Genomic DNA, 20129 nt, shown 5'->3' with positions numbered 1-20129 from the left:
TTTAAAATTGAACATTTGCTCCAAACAAAATAGATCTTGCTTGTGGATAAACTCCTTTATCTACACCAAAAACTTGACCTCCAATTTCTGGATCGTATCCGCTGTATTTTGTAAATGTGATTAAGTTTTCGCCTGTTAAGTAAAAACGTACTTTATCTGCACCAATTTTAGATGATAAATTAGTTGGCATTGTATATCCAACTTGAACAATTTTCAAACGCACGTAATTTCCATTTTCAAGATAAAAATTAGACATATTACTGTAGTTTTTATTTGGATCATCGTTGGTTAATCTAGGATAATCATTTGAAGTTCCTTCTCCAACCCAACGATCCAAAGCTTTTGTTTGGTAGTTAGCATTCAAAACATCAAGTCTTCTTAACCCTTGGAAAATTTTACTTCCTGCTGCTCCTTGAGCAAATGCCATAAAGTCAAAGTTTTTGTAATCTAAGTTTAGAGTAAGACCAAATGTATATTTAGGAATATTTGTACCTAAAAACTGCTTATCATCATCGGTGATTGAGCCATCGTTATTTGCATCTACCCAACGGAAATCTCCCGGTCTGGCTTTTGGCTGAATCAACTCTCCTTTAGCATTTTTATAGGCAGCAACTTCTGCTTCATTTTGAAAAATCCCTGCAGTTTTAAAACCATAGAATTCATTGAATGAATGTCCAACTTGTGTTCTTGTTACTGGTCCCATAGATTGAAAACTAGCGTCTCCAACAATATAGTTTGTAGATGATCCTACGTAAGTAATTTCATTTTTTAAATAGGCAAAGTTTCCGTTTACACCTAAATTAAATTCTCCAAGTCTTTTCTTGTATCCTAATTCAATTTCAAAACCGCTGTTGTTCATATCGGCAATATTTGCAGAAGGCGGATCAACAACTCCAACATATCCAGGAATAACAACGTTTCTTAAAATTCCTGTTGTTCTCTTTTTATAATAATCTACTGAAAGATTAAAATCATTAAAAAGTTTTGCATCAAGACCTACTGTAGTTTGTGATGTTTCTTCCCATCCTAAGTCAGCATTTGGAAGTGTAGAATTTCCATAACCAGTTGTAATTGCGCCAGCATTCCCAACTGAATAGTTATAACCACCAACAACTAAACCTCTATATTTGAAATCATCGATATTATCATTACCAACAACTCCGTAACCTCCACGTAGTTTTAAAGAGTTAACTACATTATTTTCTTTCCAAAATCCTTCTTTAGAGATTACCCATCCTAATGAGAATGAAGGGAAAACTCCGAATTTTTTGTTTTCACCAAAACGAGTCGATCCATCACGACGAACGATTCCTGTAAAAAGGTATTTTTCTTTAAAATCATAGTTAGCACGTAAAAATAACGATGCCAATTTGTGCTCTACAAAATCCTCAGCTGAATTAACTCTGTCTGTTTGAGGTATATCAAAATTGAAAGAAGCATCTTTATAGCTTGTAATTGGCAGCCCAAACATGGTTACACCAATCATACCGCCAATGTTTTCAACATAAGCTCCTTGTCCCGCAAGAATGTTTACGTTGTGATCACCGAATTTATTAGAATATGTCAGGATATTTTCAAGAGTCCAAGAAAATGATTTTCTGTTTTCCTGCATATAGTTGTTTCTATCCGCTTTCATGTTTGGATTTAGGAAAAAAACCGGTGTAAAACCTTCTTTCCCCCAATAAGCCAATTTACCGCCAAGTGTAGTTCTAAATTTTAAATGACTGGTAATATTAGCTTCTAAATAAGCATTTCCAACAAAATCATCTGACCAGTTAAATGCTCCTAATCTAGTTTGCATGAAACCTAGTGGATTGGTCATTTCTTGTTGTACTAAAGACGAAATTCCGTAAGGGCGTCCGCTTGCATCTCTAACAACATTTGGATTGGCATAAAAACCAGTACCATCTACTGCTGGATCAGTAACAACAAGTGGAGTAATAGGGTCTAAGTTAATTGCAGAACTTAAAGGCCCTCCAAATTCAGTATTTGGGTTATCAAAACCTTTCGTTTTTTGGTGTGTATAACCAAAAGTTTGTCCAAACGTAAAGTAATCAGAAATTTTGTGTGTTGAATTTAAACGGAAATTTTTCTTTGAATAGTTTGAAATTTCTGTTGCTACAATACCTTCTTGATCTTGTATTCCGAAAGAAGCATAAAAAGTGGATTTTTCACCTCCGCCGCTGATACTTAATTCATGTGTATATCTAAAAGCTGAATCATTAAAAATTGCATCCTGCCAATCTGTCCCTTTTCCTAAAGCTGCTGGATTTGTGTATTTAATTGGACCTCCATCAGCCATTGATTTTTCGTTCATAAGAGCACCATATTGTGCGGCATTAAGAAGATCTAATCTTTTAGCAGGAGTTGAAATCCCAGCAAAACCATTATAGTTTACCGAAATTTTTCCTGATTTTCCTTTTTTAGTTGTAACTAAGATAACTCCCGTAGCAGCACGAGTACCATAAATCGCCGCAGAAGCTGCGTCTTTAAGAACTTCTATAGATTCAATATCACTTTGGTTAATAAAACCTACCGCATTTGCATCTATTGCAATACCATCAACAACCCATAACGGATCATTTCCTCCTTCTCTAAAAGTAGTTATACCTCTAATGCGAACCTTTGATTTTTCGCCAGGTTGTCCAGAAACAGCTGCAACAGAAACCCCTGCTGCACGACCTTGCAGAGTTTGTTCAACTCTTCCGTTTGGAACTTTTTCAAGATCTGCTGCTTTTACGCTGGAGATTGCTCCCGTAACAACTGATTTCTTTTGAGTTCCATATCCTACAACCACTACTTCATTTAAGGATTGTGATTCTGGTGATAGCTTAATTGTAATTTTTGTTCTTCCGTTTACAGCTTCAGTAACTGTAGTGTATCCAATAAATGTAACTGTCAAAACTCCATTTGAAGGTACTTGTAATTGAAATTTTCCATCAAAATCAGATGCGGTTGACTTAGTCGTACCTTTTAGTACAATTGTTGCGCCTGGAACTGGCATTCCACTTTCATCGTTTATTATTCCATTAACTGTGACATCCTGAGCCACGGCTATAACCGAGAATAACAAAGACGAAACACAAAAAATAAGTAATTTTGTTAATTTCATTTTTCTAAAAATTTTGGTTAATTAATTAGTAATTTGATGCAATAATAATGTTAATATTCTACTATCGATAACTAATATTCCTTACAAAAACACATCAAATTAAAAAAACACACATTACAAAAACACATCAAATTTTACACAAAACATTAATTTTCAATGATTTAAAATCAAAATAAATGATGTTATCAAAATGTTAATTATAAAAATAAACACTACACTATTATAAGATTGCTTATTTTTATTAAAAAAACACTGCTCTACATCGTAATAGTAGTTAAAAAACAAATATAAAACACTACAAACAAGCACATTAAAACCTATTTCCCTAAACAAACTCAAAAAACCACAAAATTGATAAAACCATACATTTACATCATTTTTTTTACATTATTCACAATCTCAATTTTTTCGCAGGTAAAAAACATCGGCCTTCCAGATGTCAGAAATTACAAACGAAATGAATATAAAGGCGGCACCCAAAACTGGAATATCGATCAAGATAAAAACGGAAATCTATATTTTGCTAATAATAATGGTTTGCTGCAATTTGACGGAGCGACATGGCGAAAATATCCTTTGCCAAACTTAACTTCTGTTAGATGTCTAAAAATTGACAAATCAGGAAAAATATTTGTGGGAGGTTATAATGAGTTTGGGTATTTTAAACCAGATCATAACGGACGACTTAAATACACTTCATTGGCTAAAAGAGTAGATAAAAACAAAATTAAAATGATTGATTTTGTTTGGAAAATCCACTCTATTGGCGATCAAACTATTTTTCAATCTTTTGCAAGAGCCTACATTTTTAAAGATGACAAATTAACCATATTAAAAGCTCCAAAAAGGTTTCAATTTTCATTTGTTGTTAACGGGAAACTTTATTTTCAAGATGTCGAAAAAGGAATTCTAGAATATCGAAATGGCGGTCTTTATGCTTTGCCAAATACTACAAGCTTGAATAATACGGAGATTTGGGCCATGCATTCTATTTCAAAAGACAAAATACTGATTGTTACACTTGAAAAGGGGTTGTTTCTTTATGAAAACAACAATATTATTCCTTGGAATACTGAAGCTAACAGCTTTGTTAAAAAGAACAATTCACTGGGCGCTTCAATCATTAACAATAAATTCATTGTACTAAATACGGTATTAGACGGAATTATTATCTGCGATTTTAATGGCAAAATAATTCAGCATATTAATAGAAAAAAGGGATTGCAAAACAATACGGTTTTAACTTCATTTATAGACAATAAAAGTAATCTTTGGCTTGGACTTGATAACGGAATTGCTTTTGTTAATGAAACTTCTCCTTTTACTTATTTCGGATTTAGTTATGACATTAGTACGGTATATGCTTCTGTTATTTTTCAGGGAAATTTATATGTCGCGACCAATCAAGGTGTTTTTTATCATGCTTGGAATAACAGCTTTAAGGAAGATGTTTTTAAACTAGTTGAAGGAACTACCGCTCAATCTTGGAATGTTCAGGTAATTGATAATGAATTAATATGCGCAAACAATAGAGGTGCGCTTGTTATTAAAGGTGACAGAGTAACTAGGATAATTGATTCTAGAGGTTATTTTGGATTTAAAAGAATACCAAGTCATCCTGGATTTTTTATTGGTTCTAATTATGATGGTTTTGCCATTTTTCAAAAAACAGCTAACGGACTTGTGTTCAAAAATCAAGTTTCTGGATTTGACAAGTCATCAAATAGTTTCGAACTTGATCAACTGTATTTCTGGCTAAAAAAAGACGAATCTATTTATAGAATGGCCTTAAGTGAAGACTTAACAAGATTTGCTAGCATCAAAAAAATTGATCAATTAACTCCGAGATTTAAGAACATAGGAAGTCTTCAAAAAATTGGAGGAAAAATTTACTTTCAAACTAATAATCATTTCTACAAATACTCAAGTGAACAAGACTTATTTTATGAAGATAAAAACGTAACAGCACTCTTTAAGAATATACCGGTAATAAATGCCTTAAGCGAAGATTCTCAGTCAAATTTATGGTATACATTTGATGAGTCGCTTGGGGTTTTAATGAAAGACCGTAATCATTACAAAAACAGTATTGTTCCATTTTCAAACTTAACGGGCAACTTAGTCAGCAACCATCTATCGGTAAATACGATCGACTCTAGAAATATTTTCATCGGATTAACAGATGGACTTGCTCATTATGACTTCAGTCTGCAAAGCAGTCATAATACTAAACCTAAAGCTTTTATTCGCAGTTTCTCCTTTCCGGGTGATACTATTGTAATTGGAAATAATCAAACTAGAATTGAAAACATTCGCATACCTTACGCTTCAAATAATGTTCGCTTTACCTTTTCGTCACCTACTTACGAGAACCTCGAAAATGTACAATTTTCGTATCAATTAGAGCCTTTTGATGACAAATGGAGCAATTGGTCTGTAGTATCTTTTAAAGAGTATACAAACTTACGTGAGGGCGATTATACGATGAAAGTTAAGGTTCGAAACAGTTACGGAATTCAATCTGATCCATCAGCTGTTACTTTTACCATTTCTCCTCCTTGGTACAGACATTTTCTAGCTTTTATGATGTATTTTATACTTCTCATTATAGCTATTTATTTTATTTCGGATAGAATTAAAATGAAAATAAGAAAAAATAAGTACTATGAAACGATTGAGCAGCGACGTCTTTATCTTGAAAAAGAATCTAGAATCAGGCAAGAACAATATGACTTGGAAAAAGAAATCGAGAAGTTAAAAAATGACAAACTTCAAATTAAAATCCTGGCAAAAGACAAAGAACTAGTTAACAACTCTTTGCAGGTAGTAAAGAAAAATAAAATTCTAAATGGAATCATCCATAAATTAAAAGAAATAGATGTGGAAGCTTTAGATGATTCTACTAAATTTCAAGTCAGCAAACTAAATAAAAGTATTGTAAAAGAAGTAAATACAGACAAGAGCTGGAAGGATCTAGAAAAACACATTAAGAATGTTCATTTTGAGTTTTTAAAGCGTCTAAAGGAAAAATATCCTACAATCTCGCCGCGTGAGCTGGATTTATCAACCTATTTATTAATGAATATGTCTACAAAAGAAATAGCAGAAATTATGAATATTTCGACTGGAGGTGTAGAATTAGCCCGATACCGTTTGAGAAAAAAACTGGGACTGAATAAGAAAGAAAACCTTATAGGTTTTTTAATGAGTATTTAAATTGAAAAAGCCATTCGAGATAACGAATGGCTTTTTATTATGAGATATATTCTAATGTACGTTCAAGAGCCATTCCTCTTGAGCCTTTTATTAAAATGCTATTATTTCTAAACTGAATTGTTTTAAGATAATCTGCAAACGAGTCAAATGATTCGAAAAAATTGATTGTGTCACTTAAAATTCTATGTTCGTAAAATGATTTTCCAATCAAATAACTCAAACATTCGTTTTGCCCTGTTAAAGAATCTACTATTATTTTATGTTCTTTTTGACTTTCATCACCTAGCTCAAACATATCGCCAAGAATCATTATTTTGCCTTTGTTTTCTAATTGCACAAAGTTTGCTATCGCCACTGCCATACTACTCGGATTTGCATTGTAAGCATCTAAAATGATCTCATTCGAGCCTTTCTTCAACAACTGTGATCTGTTGTTTTCAGGAATATAATTCTCAATAGCTTCTTTTACGGCCTTATTTTCAACCTCAAAATATTTACCAATAGTTACAGCTGCATTTATATTATTTGCATTATAAAGTCCAATTAAATGAGACTCAACAACAAAATCATCATAAGTAACAATCACAAAAGGATTTGCTGTAATGTTTTTAATTTCAAGATCAGCATTCTTTTTATTCACTCCAAAAGTGAATGCTTTTATTCCTTGCGATTTTTCGATTTGAATAGGATCTTCAAGATTTACGAAAACAAGTTTATCATTTTTTGCCAAATATTGATACATCTCGCTTTTTCCTTGTATAACTCCTTCGACGCCGCCAAAACCTTCTAAATGTGCTTTACCAAAATTTGTTATATAACCATAATCCGGCTGCGCAATCTCACATAAAAACTCAATCTCTTTTTTATGATTAGCACCCATTTCAACAATTCCAATTTCAGTTTCTTTTGTAAAAGACAAAAGTGTCAGCGGAACTCCAATATGATTATTTAAATTACCTATCGTAGCTTTTGTTTTAAACTTTTTAGACAAAACGACATTTATAAGCTCTTTTGTAGTAGTTTTTCCGTTACTTCCTGTAAGAGCAATAATTGGCAGTTTTAAATAGGCTCTATGATATTTTGCAAGTTCCTGCAATGTTTCTAAACTGTTTTTTACAAGAATAGTCCGCTCATCGATCAAATAAGATTCGTTGTCAATAACAACAAATAATGCTCCTAAATCGAGTGCTTTTTGTGCGAATGTATTGGCATCAAAATTCTCTCCTTTAATGGCAAAAAACATCGATTCTTTTTCAATTTTCCTTGTGTCAATTGAAACTGATTTACATTGTAAAAACAAATTATGAATGTCCTGAATATTCATTTAATTTTTTATTTAATAGACCATAAAAATAGAAAAAAAACAATAAAAAAATTCCAAATTCCATACTGAAATATTCAGCTTTTGGAATTTGGAATTTTTTATGTTGAAATTTCTAAAACTTAGTTTCTAGGTGATTTTTTTCTTTCTGATTTTGCACCTACTCTTGACATAGCACATCTAAATCCGATGTAATCTGTTGCCATATCTTGAGGGAAATATCTTCTTTGAGCTGGATCTAACCAATATGCTCTATCTCTCCAAGAACCTCCTTTATAAACTCTTACTTTATCATCGATTAAAGTAGTACGTTTACTAGAATTATCATATTTTCTAATCATTTTACCTAAACTATCCGTTGTTACGTTATGTTTAGGAGAATTGTACATTGCTTGATCAGCTTTTGATCCTGATTCAGAATCTCCAAAGTCAAAATATCTAGAAGATTGTTTATCACCATCTCTGTAATTGATATTATTACTTGTACTGAAGTTTTGTCTTAAATAAGTTTCTTGTTCATCAACTGGAACTTGAGCGATTTCTCCTGGAAGATTTCTAGCTACAACTTTTCCATTGCTTAATGTGTCATATTTAATAGTAGCAGTTGTAACGATTTCAACTTTACCATCTTTACCAATTTTGTTTTTAGCATATTGATTTCCTCTATAGTAGTTAAAATCATTTGCTTCATTATCGATAATTGGTCTGTAAACATCGGCAACCCATTCTGCAACGTTTCCTGCCATATCATATAAACCGAAATCGTTTGGAGCATAACTTTTTACAGAGTTTGTAATATCTGCACCATCATCAGACCAACCTGCAATTCCACCGTAATCACCGTTTCCTTGTTTAAAGTTAGCCAATTGATCTCCTTTATTTTTACGTTTTGATGAACGAGTATAATCACCAGACCAAGGATATTTCTTTTGACCTTTGTAAATATTATATTCTCTTTGTCCAACATCTGCTGCAGCAGCATATTCCCATTCAGCCTCAGTAGGAAGTCTGTATTCTGGCAAAATGATTCCAGAAGAACGTTGTGCATATACATTTTTCTCTTCAGGAACTAAACCATCTTTTCCAGCTTTTGGTCTTTTTCCGTTTGGATTTTTCTTTATTACAATTTCTTCGCTTCCACCACGTGAAGTACTAGGAGACATTAAATAACCTTCAGTATTAAATGCATTTTCAGCAGTAACATCGCTAGTTTTAGCTCCTTTTTGAAGATAACCATTTTTCTCTAAAACTGCTTCGTTCACACGGTCAGTTCTCCATTTACTAAATTCAACAGCTTGAATCCAGTTTACACCAACTACTGGGTAGTTTGCATAAGATGGGTGTCTTAAATAGTTATTTGTCATCGTTTCGTTATACCCCAAACGATTTCTCCATACTAAAGTATCTGGTGAAGCTCCTTCGTAAATATTCTTGTAATTTTCTTCTGTTGGCGGGAAAACTTTTTTCAACCACTCAAGGTATTCTAAGTACATACCATTGGTAACTTCAGTTTCATCCATATAGAAAGACTGAACGTGTTGTTGAGTAGGTGTGTTATTCCAATCGTGCATAACATCATCTTGTACTTTACCCATAGTAAACGTACCTCCTTCAACAAAAACTAAACCAGGTCCTGCCTGTTGTTTTTTTCCTGCATTTCTAGCAGCAGTTCCATTCTGACTATCTACATCCCAGCCAGTTGCTCTCGAAGCGTGAGTGGAACTCGATTTTTTGCTACAACTAGCCGTGCCCAACATCAATACCATTGACATCATTAATTGCAAGACTACAATTTTGTTTACTTTCATACTCATTCTTAGGTGATAAATTTAGGTGCTGCAATATAATAATTAACATTTAATTAGCAACATCTGTTCTAATAATTTTATTTAGCTGTTTTTTACCAGAAAATAACCTATAGTTACGAACGCAAAAATATACTTTTTATTATTTACTGTAACATGAAATACTATATTTTTACCTACTAATTTTTTTTTAATTAATTTTCGCTTTCTTAGATAATGAAACAGTTTCTAATAGTATCCTTTCTGTTGATTCCAATTCTCTTATTCTCTCAGTTAAACGGGAGCTTTACACTTGATTGGCAGCCTAAAAAGGAGATGAATTACGGCGACTTTAAAACAACAATTCCGTACTTTTCAGGAAACACTTTTCGCTACGACATTACTAAAAAAAACTTAACGCTTCTGCTCAACCTAAACCAGTCAAACCTTTCAGATAATCCTTCTATACAAATTACAAATACCATTTACGAGCCAATTTCAAGAGCTGACTTAGGCGACCTAAACCCTGAAAACATCCCAGACAAACTCAACGAATCATTAAGAAGCACAAGCGCCAGAGACACGAAACAAAACTTCTTGTTTCTATACCCTATTATAAAGGAAGGAAACAGCTTTAAGCGCCTGCGATCATTTTCTTACTTCCTTACAAACGCCACAGCAAAAACTAGTAATTCCGCAGCTTTTCAAAAATCAAATTCCGTAACAAATTCTGTATTAGCTTCGGGCGATTGGTATCGTTTTTATGTTGAAAAATCAGGGGTTTACAAAATTTCAAAATCTTTTCTGCAAAGCTTAGGTTTTGATCCTGGAAAAACTGACCCAAAAAGAATAAAAATCTATGGTAATGGCGGACAAATGCTTCCTTTATCAAACAACATTTATTATCCCGAGGATCTAATCGAAAATGCGATTCAGATTATTGGAGAGAATGACGGTATTTTCAACAATGAAGATTACATCCTTTTCTATGCCGAAGGTGTAGAAAATTGGAACACTGAAAGTCAAACAAACTTAAATCTGTACGATACAAAATCCTACTATTATGTTACCAGTTCTGGAGGAGAAGGCAAAAGAATTCCAAATGCAAGTCAGCTATCAGGAAACAGCACTTTAGAACTCAATACGTTTGATGACTATCAGTTTCATGAAGTAGATCAAACCAATCTTGTTCACTTAGGAAGACAATGGCTTGGAGAAGCATTTGATATTAATCAAGAACAAGAATTTTCTTTTAACTTCTCTAACATTGACACATCATCGCCAGTAAAAATTGAACTAAACGCAGCCTCGGCGGCCTTTACTCCTACTTCCTTTATTATTTCTGCAAATGGACAAAACATTGGAACTATAAACTTCAACAGCCTTTCGACAAGTTCCGAAATCAAATATCTAACACAAAAACTACCTGCAAATACAACATTTTCTGGTACAGAATCCATAAAAATAAAACTCACCTATAATAACAATGGTGTACCAGGCTCAAAAGGCTATCTTGACTACATCAATTTAACCGCTAAAAGAAAACTTCTCGGCACAAACAAACAATTCAAGTTTCAATATAACGCTGCCGGCTCAACAACCGGAATTGTAAATTACACTATCGGAAACGCTTCGACAATTTCTCAAATTTGGGATATTACAGACCTATATAATATATCGAGATTTGAAAATCCAAATCAAACTGTTTTCAGCTTCAAAGCAAACCTGGGAGAAGTTAGAAAATATATCGCAATTGATGCCGCAGATTATTATACTCCCTTAAAAGAAAATCAGTCAAAAATTGCCAATCAAAATTTAAAAGGAACACTTTTTAGAAACAATCAAAACAGCTTTCAAGATATTGATTATATAATTGTAACTCCAAAATCATTGGCCGCACAAGCTGAAAAATTAGCCGTTTTTCATCGCATTAATTCAAATTTAAGTGTAAAAGTTGTTTCGCTTGAAAATATCTATCAGGAATTTTCATCCGGCAAACAAGATATCGCAGCAATTAGAAACTGCATTAAATACGTTTATGACAACGCTTCATCTCCTGAAAAAAGAATAAAATATGTAAATCTGTTTGGCGATGCATCTTATGATTACAAAAACAGAATTCCAAACAACACCAATATTGTACCTATTTATCAGTCCCCAATAAGCAATACAACTGGTGAAGCATCATTTGCATCAGATGATTTTTATGGCTTAATGGACTCCAACGAAGGAATTGTCGGCTATCCTTTTGGAGGAATTGACATTGCTGTTGGCCGAATGTTGGTCTCAGACAATGTTCAAGCACAGGAAATGGTCAACAAAGTACTTGAATATCACGACACAAAATCTTATGGAAATTGGAGAAACAACTTCGTTTTAATAAGCGACGATTCCGACCAAAGTTCTGATGCTTCTCTGCAAGCTCGCCAAAACAATCTAGCAGATATAATTGCAACAGAAAAACCTTTTTTCAATATTGACAAAATCATTTTAGATTCTTACACACAAGAAGCTTCTGCCGGAGGATCGCGCTACCCAAAAGCTAGAACTGATTTTTTTAATGCTTTTGAAAAAGGAGCTTTAGTTTTTAACTATTTAGGTCACGGCGGAGAAGACGGTTTGGCAAGCGAGCGAATCTGGGAAAAGTCAGACGGGCAAAACCTAAACAATCAATACAAATACCCGCTTTTTATTACAATAACCTGTGAGTTTTCGAGATTTGACGACCCAACAAGGCCAACCGCAGGCGAATATACTTTTTGGAATCCAAAAGGCGGAGCTATTTCAATGCTTACAACGACGCGAGCAATAGGACAGTTTAATGCCGAAAATTTTAATGACATCTTAAGCAAAAACCTTCTTTCCTACGGCTCCAATCAATACAACAGTATTGCAGAATCGCTGAGGATTTCAAAAAACGAGAATCCAAGTTCATCAAGCAATGTTATCGTTTATATAGGTGATCCTGCATTAATGCTCGCTATTCCAAAACCTAAAATTAATTTAACCAAAGTAAACGATATTTCGATTTCACAGCCAATTCCTGACTTTAAATCATTATCAAAAATCAAAATCACAGGCGAAATAACAGACGAAAACAACAGCATTTTAAGCAATTATAATGGAGAACTCTCAACCGCTATTTTTGACAAAATGATTACAGCCTCAACTTTAAACAATGACGGATACAGTCCTGCAATCTCATTCAAAACTCTTGGAGAAACAATTTTTAGAGGAAATGCATCAGTAACTAATGGTCAATTTGAATTTAGTTTTGTTGTACCAAGAGACATCAGAATACCAGTTGACAATGGTCGAATTAGTTTTTATTCAAAGAAAAATCTAGCGCTGGAGAACCAAACTGGCAGCTCAACTATCATTAAAATTGGCGGTATAAACGAAAATGCACCACAGGACAATATAAGTCCGAAAGTTAAGTTATATATGAACGATGAGACTTTTGTATCTGGCGGTATCACAAACGATTCACCCTTTCTTTTAGCATTTCTAGAAGACGAAAACGGCATCAACACTGCCGGCGGAATTGGTCATGATATAATTGCCGTTTTGGACGGAGATGTAAGCAATCAATATATTCTGAATGATTACTACCAAACAAAATTAGATGACTATACAAACGGAAATCTGCGTTTCCCGCTGCGAAATTTAGCTCCGGGTCTGCACACAATAAGTTTCACCGCTTGGGATGTTTATAACAATCCTGTAACAAGCGAAATACAGTTTATAGTTGTAGGCGACGATGCACTAACACTAACACACGTTCTTAATTATCCTAATCCATTTTCAACTTATACTCAATTTTGGTTTTCTCACAATAGACCTTATGAGCCATTAGATGTTCAGGTTCAGGTAATGACAATAACAGGAAAAGTAGTTTGGACAAAAAACCAAATTATTACTACAGAAGGCTTTTTATCTAGAGAAATATCATGGGATGGTAAAGATGATTTTGGCGATCGAATTGGAAAAGGAGTTTACATTTATAAACTTACCGTTAGATCTAATTTAACAAATAAAAAAGCAGAAAAATACGAAAAACTTGTAATTCTATAATAATATATATATTTGTAACATAAATACCTTTATCCCCACAAATGAAAAAAATATCGTTTTTATTAATTTCTTTATTAATTATTTCATTCGCAAAAGCCCAAAATATTGAACGCCCCATTACAACAGGAGTACCCTTTTTATTAGTTGCTGCAGATGCGAGAGCTGCCGGTCTTGCCGACCAAGGTGTTGCTACTTCTTCAGATGTTTTTTCTCAACAATGGAATCCCGCCAAATATGCTTTTTCAGAAGATGCCCAAGGTTTTTCAATCAGCTACACGCCTTATTTAACAGACTTAGCCAATGACATTTCACTTGGACAATTAACTTATTACAACAAAATAAACGAACGAAGTGCCTTTGCAGGAAGCCTTAGATATTTTGGTTTTGGAGGAATTGAGCTAAGAGAAACTGGAGATCCAAGCGAACCTACAAGAGAAGTAAGTCCAAATGAACTTGCATTAGACGGTTCTTACTCATTAAAATTAAGCGAAAAATTCTCGATGGCAGTTGCCGCACGTTTTATCAGCTCAAACCTAAAAATTCCATCTGGAGAAGTCGATGCTTCCGCTGCAAGATCATTTGCTGTAGATATCGCAGGTTTTTATCAATCAGAAGAAATTGCATACCGTGATTTTAACGGAAGATGGAGAGCAGGTTTTAATGTTCAAAATTTAGGTCAAAAAATAAGCTATGACAACGACGATTTAAGCTCAAACTTTTTGCCTGCAAATTTAAGAGTCGGTGGTGGATTTGATTTTATTTTTGATGACTATAACAAATTAGCTGTTTCTGTAGAGTTGACAAAACTTTTAGTTCCTACACCTCCTGGACCAGGAACACCTGTAGACACAAATGGCGACGGTGATTTTACAGATCCCGAAGACATCTCGCAAGAAAAAGCAAATTCTATAAACTATAAAAACTACAAAGACACAGGCTGGGTATCAGGAATATTCAAATCATTTGGAGATGCACCGGGAGGCTTCAGTGAAGAGATAAAAGAAATAACCTACAGCGTTGCTGCAGAATATATGTATCAAGATGCGTTTGCTATGCGTTTAGGTTATTATCATGAAAGTCCAATGAAAGGAGCAAAACAGTTCTTTTCTTTAGGAGCAGGATTTAAATACAACATCATGAAAGTTGACGTGTCTTATTTATTCTCATCATCAAATGTTAAAAATCCTTTAGAAAATACACTTCGCTTTTCTTTAACCTTTAACTTTGGAGACAAATACGAGGTATATTAAAAAGATCAAATAAAAAACAATCACAAATCCAAATTTCTAAAAACTTAGAAATTTGGATTTTTTTTCCCATAAAAAGAAATGAAAGAAATAAGCATTACATCATCATTTACAGTTTATCAATCTATAAAAGAAGTTTCAGAAGAAATTCAGGATTTAATGACACAAGCCGTTGAAATTCGCAAAAAAGCATACGCACCTTATTCTCAATTTAGAGTTGGAGCCGCCTTACTTTTAGACAACGGAAAAATAGTTTTGGGCTCAAATCAAGAAAACGCCGCTTATCCATCAGGATTATGCGCCGAAAGAGTTGCTATTTTTCATGCGGGAAGTATTTATCCAGAAGCCAAAATTTTAAAAATAGCTATTACAGCAGCTTCAGACACAAACCAAACCAAAGCACCGATTCCGCCTTGTGGATCATGCAGACAATCTATTGCAGAATACGAAATCAAACAAGACACCCCTATTGAAATCTATTTTATGGGCGAAATTGGCGAAGTTTATAAATCAGCATCCCTAAAAAATTTACTCCCTTTTATGTTTGATAAAAAGTTCTTGTAAAAAAAAGCCAAAAAGTGCCTTTTAAATTTTACTTCTTAATAGGAATGTCTTATTTTTGCATCCCGACCTTTCGGGCGCAAATTTGTGGGAGGAAACTATTTTGCGTTATAGGCAACAATTGATAACACAAACAAACTTTAGCAAAAGAAAGAATTCAGATGAAAGAAGTTACAAAAGAAGTATATTTAAAGTGGTACGAAGACATGCTGCTTTGGAGAAAGTTTGAAGACAAACTTGCAGCATTATACATTCAACAAAAAGTTAGAGGTTTTTTACACCTATATAATGGTCAAGAAGCTGTATTAGCAGGTGCATTGCACGCTATGGACTTGACTAAAGACAAAATGATTACTGCATACAGAAACCACGTTCAGCCAATTGGTATGGGAGTTGATCCTAGAAACGTAATGGCAGAGCTTTTAGGAAAAGCAACAGGTACCTCTAAAGGCATGGGAGGTTCTATGCACATTTTCTCTAAAGAGCACCGTTTTTACGGAGGGCACGGAATCGTAGGTGGACAAATTCCTGTGGGAGCTGGTTTAGCTTTCGCTGATAAATATTTCAATACCGGTGGTGTTACCATGACTTACTTTGGTGACGGAGCTGCTAGACAAGGTTCATTACACGAAGCTTTCAACATGGCTATGCTATGGAAATTACCAGTTGTATTTATCGTTGAAAACAACGGTTATGCAATGGGAACTTCTGTTGAAAGAACTGCAAACCATACTGACATCTGGAAACTTGGTTTAGGTTACGAAATGCCATGTGGACCAGTTGACGGAATGAATCCTGTAAAAGTTGCTGAAGCAATGACTGAAGCAATTGACAGAGCTCGTCGTGGAGACGGACCAACTTTCCTTGAAATGAAAACGTACCGTTACAGAGGACACTCTATGTCTGATGCACAATTATACCGTTCTAAAGAAGAGGTTGAAGAGTACAAAAAAATTGACCCAATTACACAAGTTCTTGATGTAATCTTGGATCAAAAATATGCTACTGAAGAAGAAATTGAAGTAATCGACCAAAGAGTTAAAGACTTGGTTGAAGAGTGTCAGAAATTTGCTGAAGAATCTCCATACCCAGACTTACAACAATTATACGACGTAGTATACGCACAAGAAGACTATCCATTTACACCTCATAAACTATAACATCATGGCGATTAAAGTAACTATGCCTCGTTTGAGCGATACTATGACGGAAGGAACGGTAGCAACTTGGCTTAAAAAAGTAGGCGACAAAATTAGCGAAGGAGATATCCTTGCTGAAATTGAAACAGACAAAGCAACAATGGAGTTCGAATCTTTTAACGAAGGAACTCTTTTACATATCGGAATTCAAGCTGGAGAAACTGCTCCTGTTGATTCATTATTAGCAATCATTGGTAACGAAGGAGAAGATATTTCTGCTCTTTTAGCTGGTGGTGACGCTCCTGCAGCCGAAGCTCCTAAAGCTGATGCTCCTGCTGCTGAAGCAAAAACTGAAACTGCTCCTGCAAAAGCCGCAACTGAATTACCAAAAGGTGTTATTGTTGTAACTATGCCTCGTTTGAGCGACACTATGACTGAAGGTACAGTAGCAACTTGGTTGAAAAAAGTTGGCGACACTGTAGCTGAAGGTGATATTTTAGCAGAAATTGAAACAGACAAAGCTACTATGGAGTTTGAGTCTTTCAATGCTGGAACATTATTATACATCGGAATTCAAGAAGGAAACACTGCACCAGTTGACAGCTTACTAGCGATCATTGGACCTGCAGGAACTGATATTTCTGGAATTGCTGACAATTATACTGCTGGAGGCGCTGCAACTGCTAGTACTCCTGCTGCAGAAGAAACAAAAAGTGCTCCTGCTGCTGCTCAAGCAACAGAAACTGTTGTTGAAACTTCAAACGGAGGAAGAATTTTAGCTTCACCTTTAGCTAAGAAAATTGCTTCTGACAAAGGAATTCAATTAAGCCAAGTTAAAGGATCTGGAGAAAATGGGCGTATCGTAAAAAGCGATATCGAAAACTTTACTCCATCTGCACAAGCACAACCTGCTGCTTCAGCACCAGCTGCTAAACAAGAAGCATCTGCTCCTGCTGCACCAAAAGTATTTGTACCTGCCGGAGAAGTTTATACAGAAGAGATCAAAAACTCTCAAATGCGTAAAATTATTGCAAAACGTCTTGCAGAATCTTTATTTACAGCTCCTCACTACAACTTAGTGATAGAAGTAAGCATGGACGAAGCAATGGGCGCAAGAGCTACAATCAATACTGTTCCGGATACAAAAGTATCTTTCAACGATATGGTAATTAAAGCTTGTGCTTTAGCATTGAAAAAACATCCAAAAATCAACTCTCAGTGGAAAGAAGATGCTATCATCATCAACCACCACGTAAATATTGGTGTAGCTGTAGCTGTTGAAGACGGATTAGTAGTTCCTGTATTAAAATTTACTGACGCTATGAGTTTATCTCAAATTGGTGCTTCAGTAAGAGATCTTGCAGGAAGAGCTAAGAACAAAAAACTTGGACCACAAGAAATGGAAGGAAGTACTTTTACAGTATCTAACCTTGGAATGTTTGGTATTACTGAATTCAATTCAATTATCAACCAACCAAACTCTGCTATCCTTTCTGTAGGTGCAATTGTTGAGAAACCAGTAGTTAAAAACGGTCAAATCGTAGTTGGAAACACAATGATGTTATCATTAGCTTGTGACCACAGAACAATTGATGGCGCAACTGGAGCTCAGTTCTTACAAACATTAAAACAATACATCGAAAGCCCAGTTACAATGTTGGCATAATTTACTTATTCCAACCTGAGCGTCCCGAGACTTCGGAAGAAGGTTATATTTAATAAAATCCCGTTTTGTTTATTCAAAACGGGATTTTTTGTTTAATTTTCGCCCACAAATTCAATACTTGACAAAATGAAAAAACTAATCCTTGTTACTTTATTCCTAGCAGCAATCGCCTGTCAAAAAAAAGACCAAACAGAAAAACCAGCAGTCGTTACAGATGAACACAGCTATTCTAAACCAGAACTTGCTGTAGTCAAACATCTAGATCTTGACATAAAAGTTGATTTTGACACACAGACTATTTCTGGAAAAGCATCTTGGTTAATTGACAACATCAGCAAAGGAAATGAAATTATATTCGACGAAAACACCTTAAACATTACGAAAGTAACTTTAGGTGACGAAGAAAAAGAAACAAAATTTGAACTTGGAAAAGATACCGAATTTCACGGAAAACCACTTCATATTACAATAGAACCAAATACGACAAAAGTAAACATCTACTACAACACCACTAAAGATGCAGTAGCTTTACAATGGCTAAAACCAGAACAAACAGCAGACAAAAAGAAACCATTTCTTTTTTCTCAAGGAGAAAGTGTTTGGTCACGTACTTGGATACCTTGCCAGGATTCACCAGGAATTCGTTTTACTTATAATGCAAAAGTTACAGTCCCTAAAGATTTACTAGCCATAATGAGCGCCGTAAATCCGCAGAAGAAAAATGACACCGGAGTTTACACATTTAAACAAAACAAAGCAATTCCATCTTATTTAATGGCAATTGCTGTTGGAGACATTGGGTTTCAATCTATCGACAATAGAACCGGAGTTTACGCAGAACCATCAATGCTGAAAAAATCAGCTTGGGAATTTGCTGAACTTGGAAAAATGGTTGTTGCTGCCGAAAAACTTTATGGTCCATATCGTTGGGGACGTTACGACGTTTTGGTTTTACCACCAAGTTTCCCTTACGGCGGAATGGAAAATCCTAACTTAACATTCTTAACTCCAGGAGTTATTGCAGGAGATCGTTCATTGACAAGCTTATTAGCACATGAATTAGGACACAGCTGGAGCGGAAATTTAGTTACAAATGCAACTTGGGATGATATTTGGTTAAACGAAGGTTTTACAACTTATGTTGAACATCGAATAGGCGAAGCAATATTTGGTCAAAAAGAATTTGAAATGCAAAACGTTATCATTCGTAAAGAATTAATTGATAATGTAGCTGAATATGGCGACACAAATCCTGATACAAGGCTAAAAGTGAGTCTTACAGGAAGAAATCCTGACGAAGGAATCAGCATGATTCCTTACGTAAAAGGATATGCGTTTTTGAGAGTAATTGAAAACGCTGTAGGCCGCGAAAAATTTGATGTTTTCATCAAAAACTATTTTGATGCGCACGCTTTCAAATCGATCACTACTGATGATTTTATCAAATACCTTAACGAAAACCTTATTAAAGGCGACAAAGCTCTTACTGATAAAATAAAACTAGAAGACTGGATTTTTAAACCTGGAATTCCATCAAATATTACCCCTGTAAGCTCTGCTGATTTTGATGCTATAGATAAAATCCAAAAAAGCTGGAGAGAAACCGGCGTGAAAGGATTAAGCAAAAAAATCACAACGACTACAGAAAAACAACATTTTATAGATCATCTTCCATCAGATATTACACCAAAAGAAATGGAAGATCTTGACAAGGAATTCAACTTTACAAAAGGTGGCAATTTCATCATCAAACGTCAATGGTTTGTTCAGGCAATTCGCCATCAATATAAAGCTGCTAATCCTGATATTGAACAATTTTTAATTGGAAGCAGCAGAACTGGATCTGTGATGATGCTTTATAAAGAAATGGTAAAAACACCAGAAGGAAAAGTTTGGGCAAACCAAATTTTTGATAAAGCAAAATCTGGCTATCACGCGACAACTATTCAAGATATTAAAGGTACTTTAAAATAGTTTCAGCCTACACTAAAACTCAAAAATCCCAATTA

At 34.6% G+C, this 20129-nt stretch carries 10 protein-coding genes; 7 read left to right on the top strand and 3 right to left on the bottom strand.

The features are described 5' to 3' along the window. Position 1: 1 nt before the first annotated feature. Entirely contained in the window at positions 2-3112 is a 3111-nt protein-coding gene (locus NLG42_RS07500; RefSeq protein ID WP_089057519.1) for a SusC/RagA family TonB-linked outer membrane protein, read from the bottom strand. Positions 3113-3463: 351 nt separating this feature from the next. On the opposite strand from NLG42_RS07500, the gene NLG42_RS07495 reads away from it, so the two are divergent. After that, the gene (locus NLG42_RS07495) at positions 3464-6328 is read left to right on the top strand and encodes a helix-turn-helix and ligand-binding sensor domain-containing protein (RefSeq protein WP_257683388.1); all 2865 of its coding nucleotides are present in this window, start codon (positions 3464-3466) and stop codon (positions 6326-6328) included. Between the two features lie 37 nt (positions 6329-6365). Here the strand turns inward: NLG42_RS07495 and NLG42_RS07490 are convergent, their stop codons facing one another. Both NLG42_RS07490 and gldJ read right to left on the bottom strand, forming a co-directional pair. After that, positions 6366-7652: a UDP-N-acetylmuramoyl-tripeptide--D-alanyl-D-alanine ligase gene (locus tag NLG42_RS07490; protein ID WP_257683387.1), complete on the bottom strand. Its 1287-nt coding sequence runs from the start codon at positions 7650-7652 to the stop codon at positions 6366-6368. Between the two features lie 119 nt (positions 7653-7771). Further along, positions 7772-9457: a gliding motility lipoprotein GldJ gene (gldJ, locus tag NLG42_RS07485; RefSeq protein ID WP_257683977.1), complete on the bottom strand. Its 1686-nt coding sequence runs from the start codon at positions 9455-9457 to the stop codon at positions 7772-7774. 213 nt (positions 9458-9670) lie between these two features. Between gldJ and porU the strand changes: the two genes are divergently transcribed. The 6 genes from porU (at position 9671) to NLG42_RS07455 (ending at position 20094) form a co-directional block, all read left to right on the top strand. Further along, positions 9671-13507, top strand: coding sequence for a type IX secretion system sortase PorU (gene porU, locus NLG42_RS07480; RefSeq protein WP_257683386.1), 3837 nt, complete (start codon positions 9671-9673; stop codon positions 13505-13507). A 41-nt stretch (positions 13508-13548) separates the two neighbouring features. Continuing rightward, positions 13549-14757, top strand: a complete 1209-nt coding sequence (porV, locus tag NLG42_RS07475) for a type IX secretion system outer membrane channel protein PorV (protein ID WP_089057514.1) — start codon at positions 13549-13551, stop codon at positions 14755-14757. 78 nt (positions 14758-14835) lie between these two features. After that, on the top strand, positions 14836-15318 hold the full coding sequence (cdd, locus tag NLG42_RS07470) for a cytidine deaminase (RefSeq protein ID WP_257683385.1): 483 nt from the start codon (positions 14836-14838) through the stop codon (positions 15316-15318). Between the two features lie 158 nt (positions 15319-15476). Beyond that, positions 15477-16475, top strand: coding sequence for a pyruvate dehydrogenase (acetyl-transferring) E1 component subunit alpha (gene pdhA, locus NLG42_RS07465; RefSeq protein WP_089052629.1), 999 nt, complete (start codon positions 15477-15479; stop codon positions 16473-16475). A 4-nt stretch (positions 16476-16479) separates the two neighbouring features. Continuing rightward, positions 16480-18120 carry a pyruvate dehydrogenase complex dihydrolipoamide acetyltransferase gene (locus NLG42_RS07460; protein ID WP_257683384.1) on the top strand — a complete coding sequence of 547 codons (1641 nt, stop codon included), beginning with the start codon at positions 16480-16482 and terminating at the stop codon, positions 18118-18120. A 126-nt stretch (positions 18121-18246) separates the two neighbouring features. Beyond that, positions 18247-20094 (top strand): hydrolase/aminopeptidase, encoded by a 1848-nt coding sequence (locus tag NLG42_RS07455; protein ID WP_257683383.1) that lies wholly within the window; start codon positions 18247-18249, stop codon positions 20092-20094. Positions 20095-20129 lie beyond the last annotated feature (35 nt).

The organism is Flavobacterium plurextorum (assembly GCF_024638035.1).
Lineage (GTDB): Bacteria > Bacteroidota > Bacteroidia > Flavobacteriales > Flavobacteriaceae > Flavobacterium > Flavobacterium plurextorum.
The sequence above is the reverse complement of the archived record's forward strand: the minus strand, read 5'-3'. Positions and strand labels throughout refer to the sequence as shown.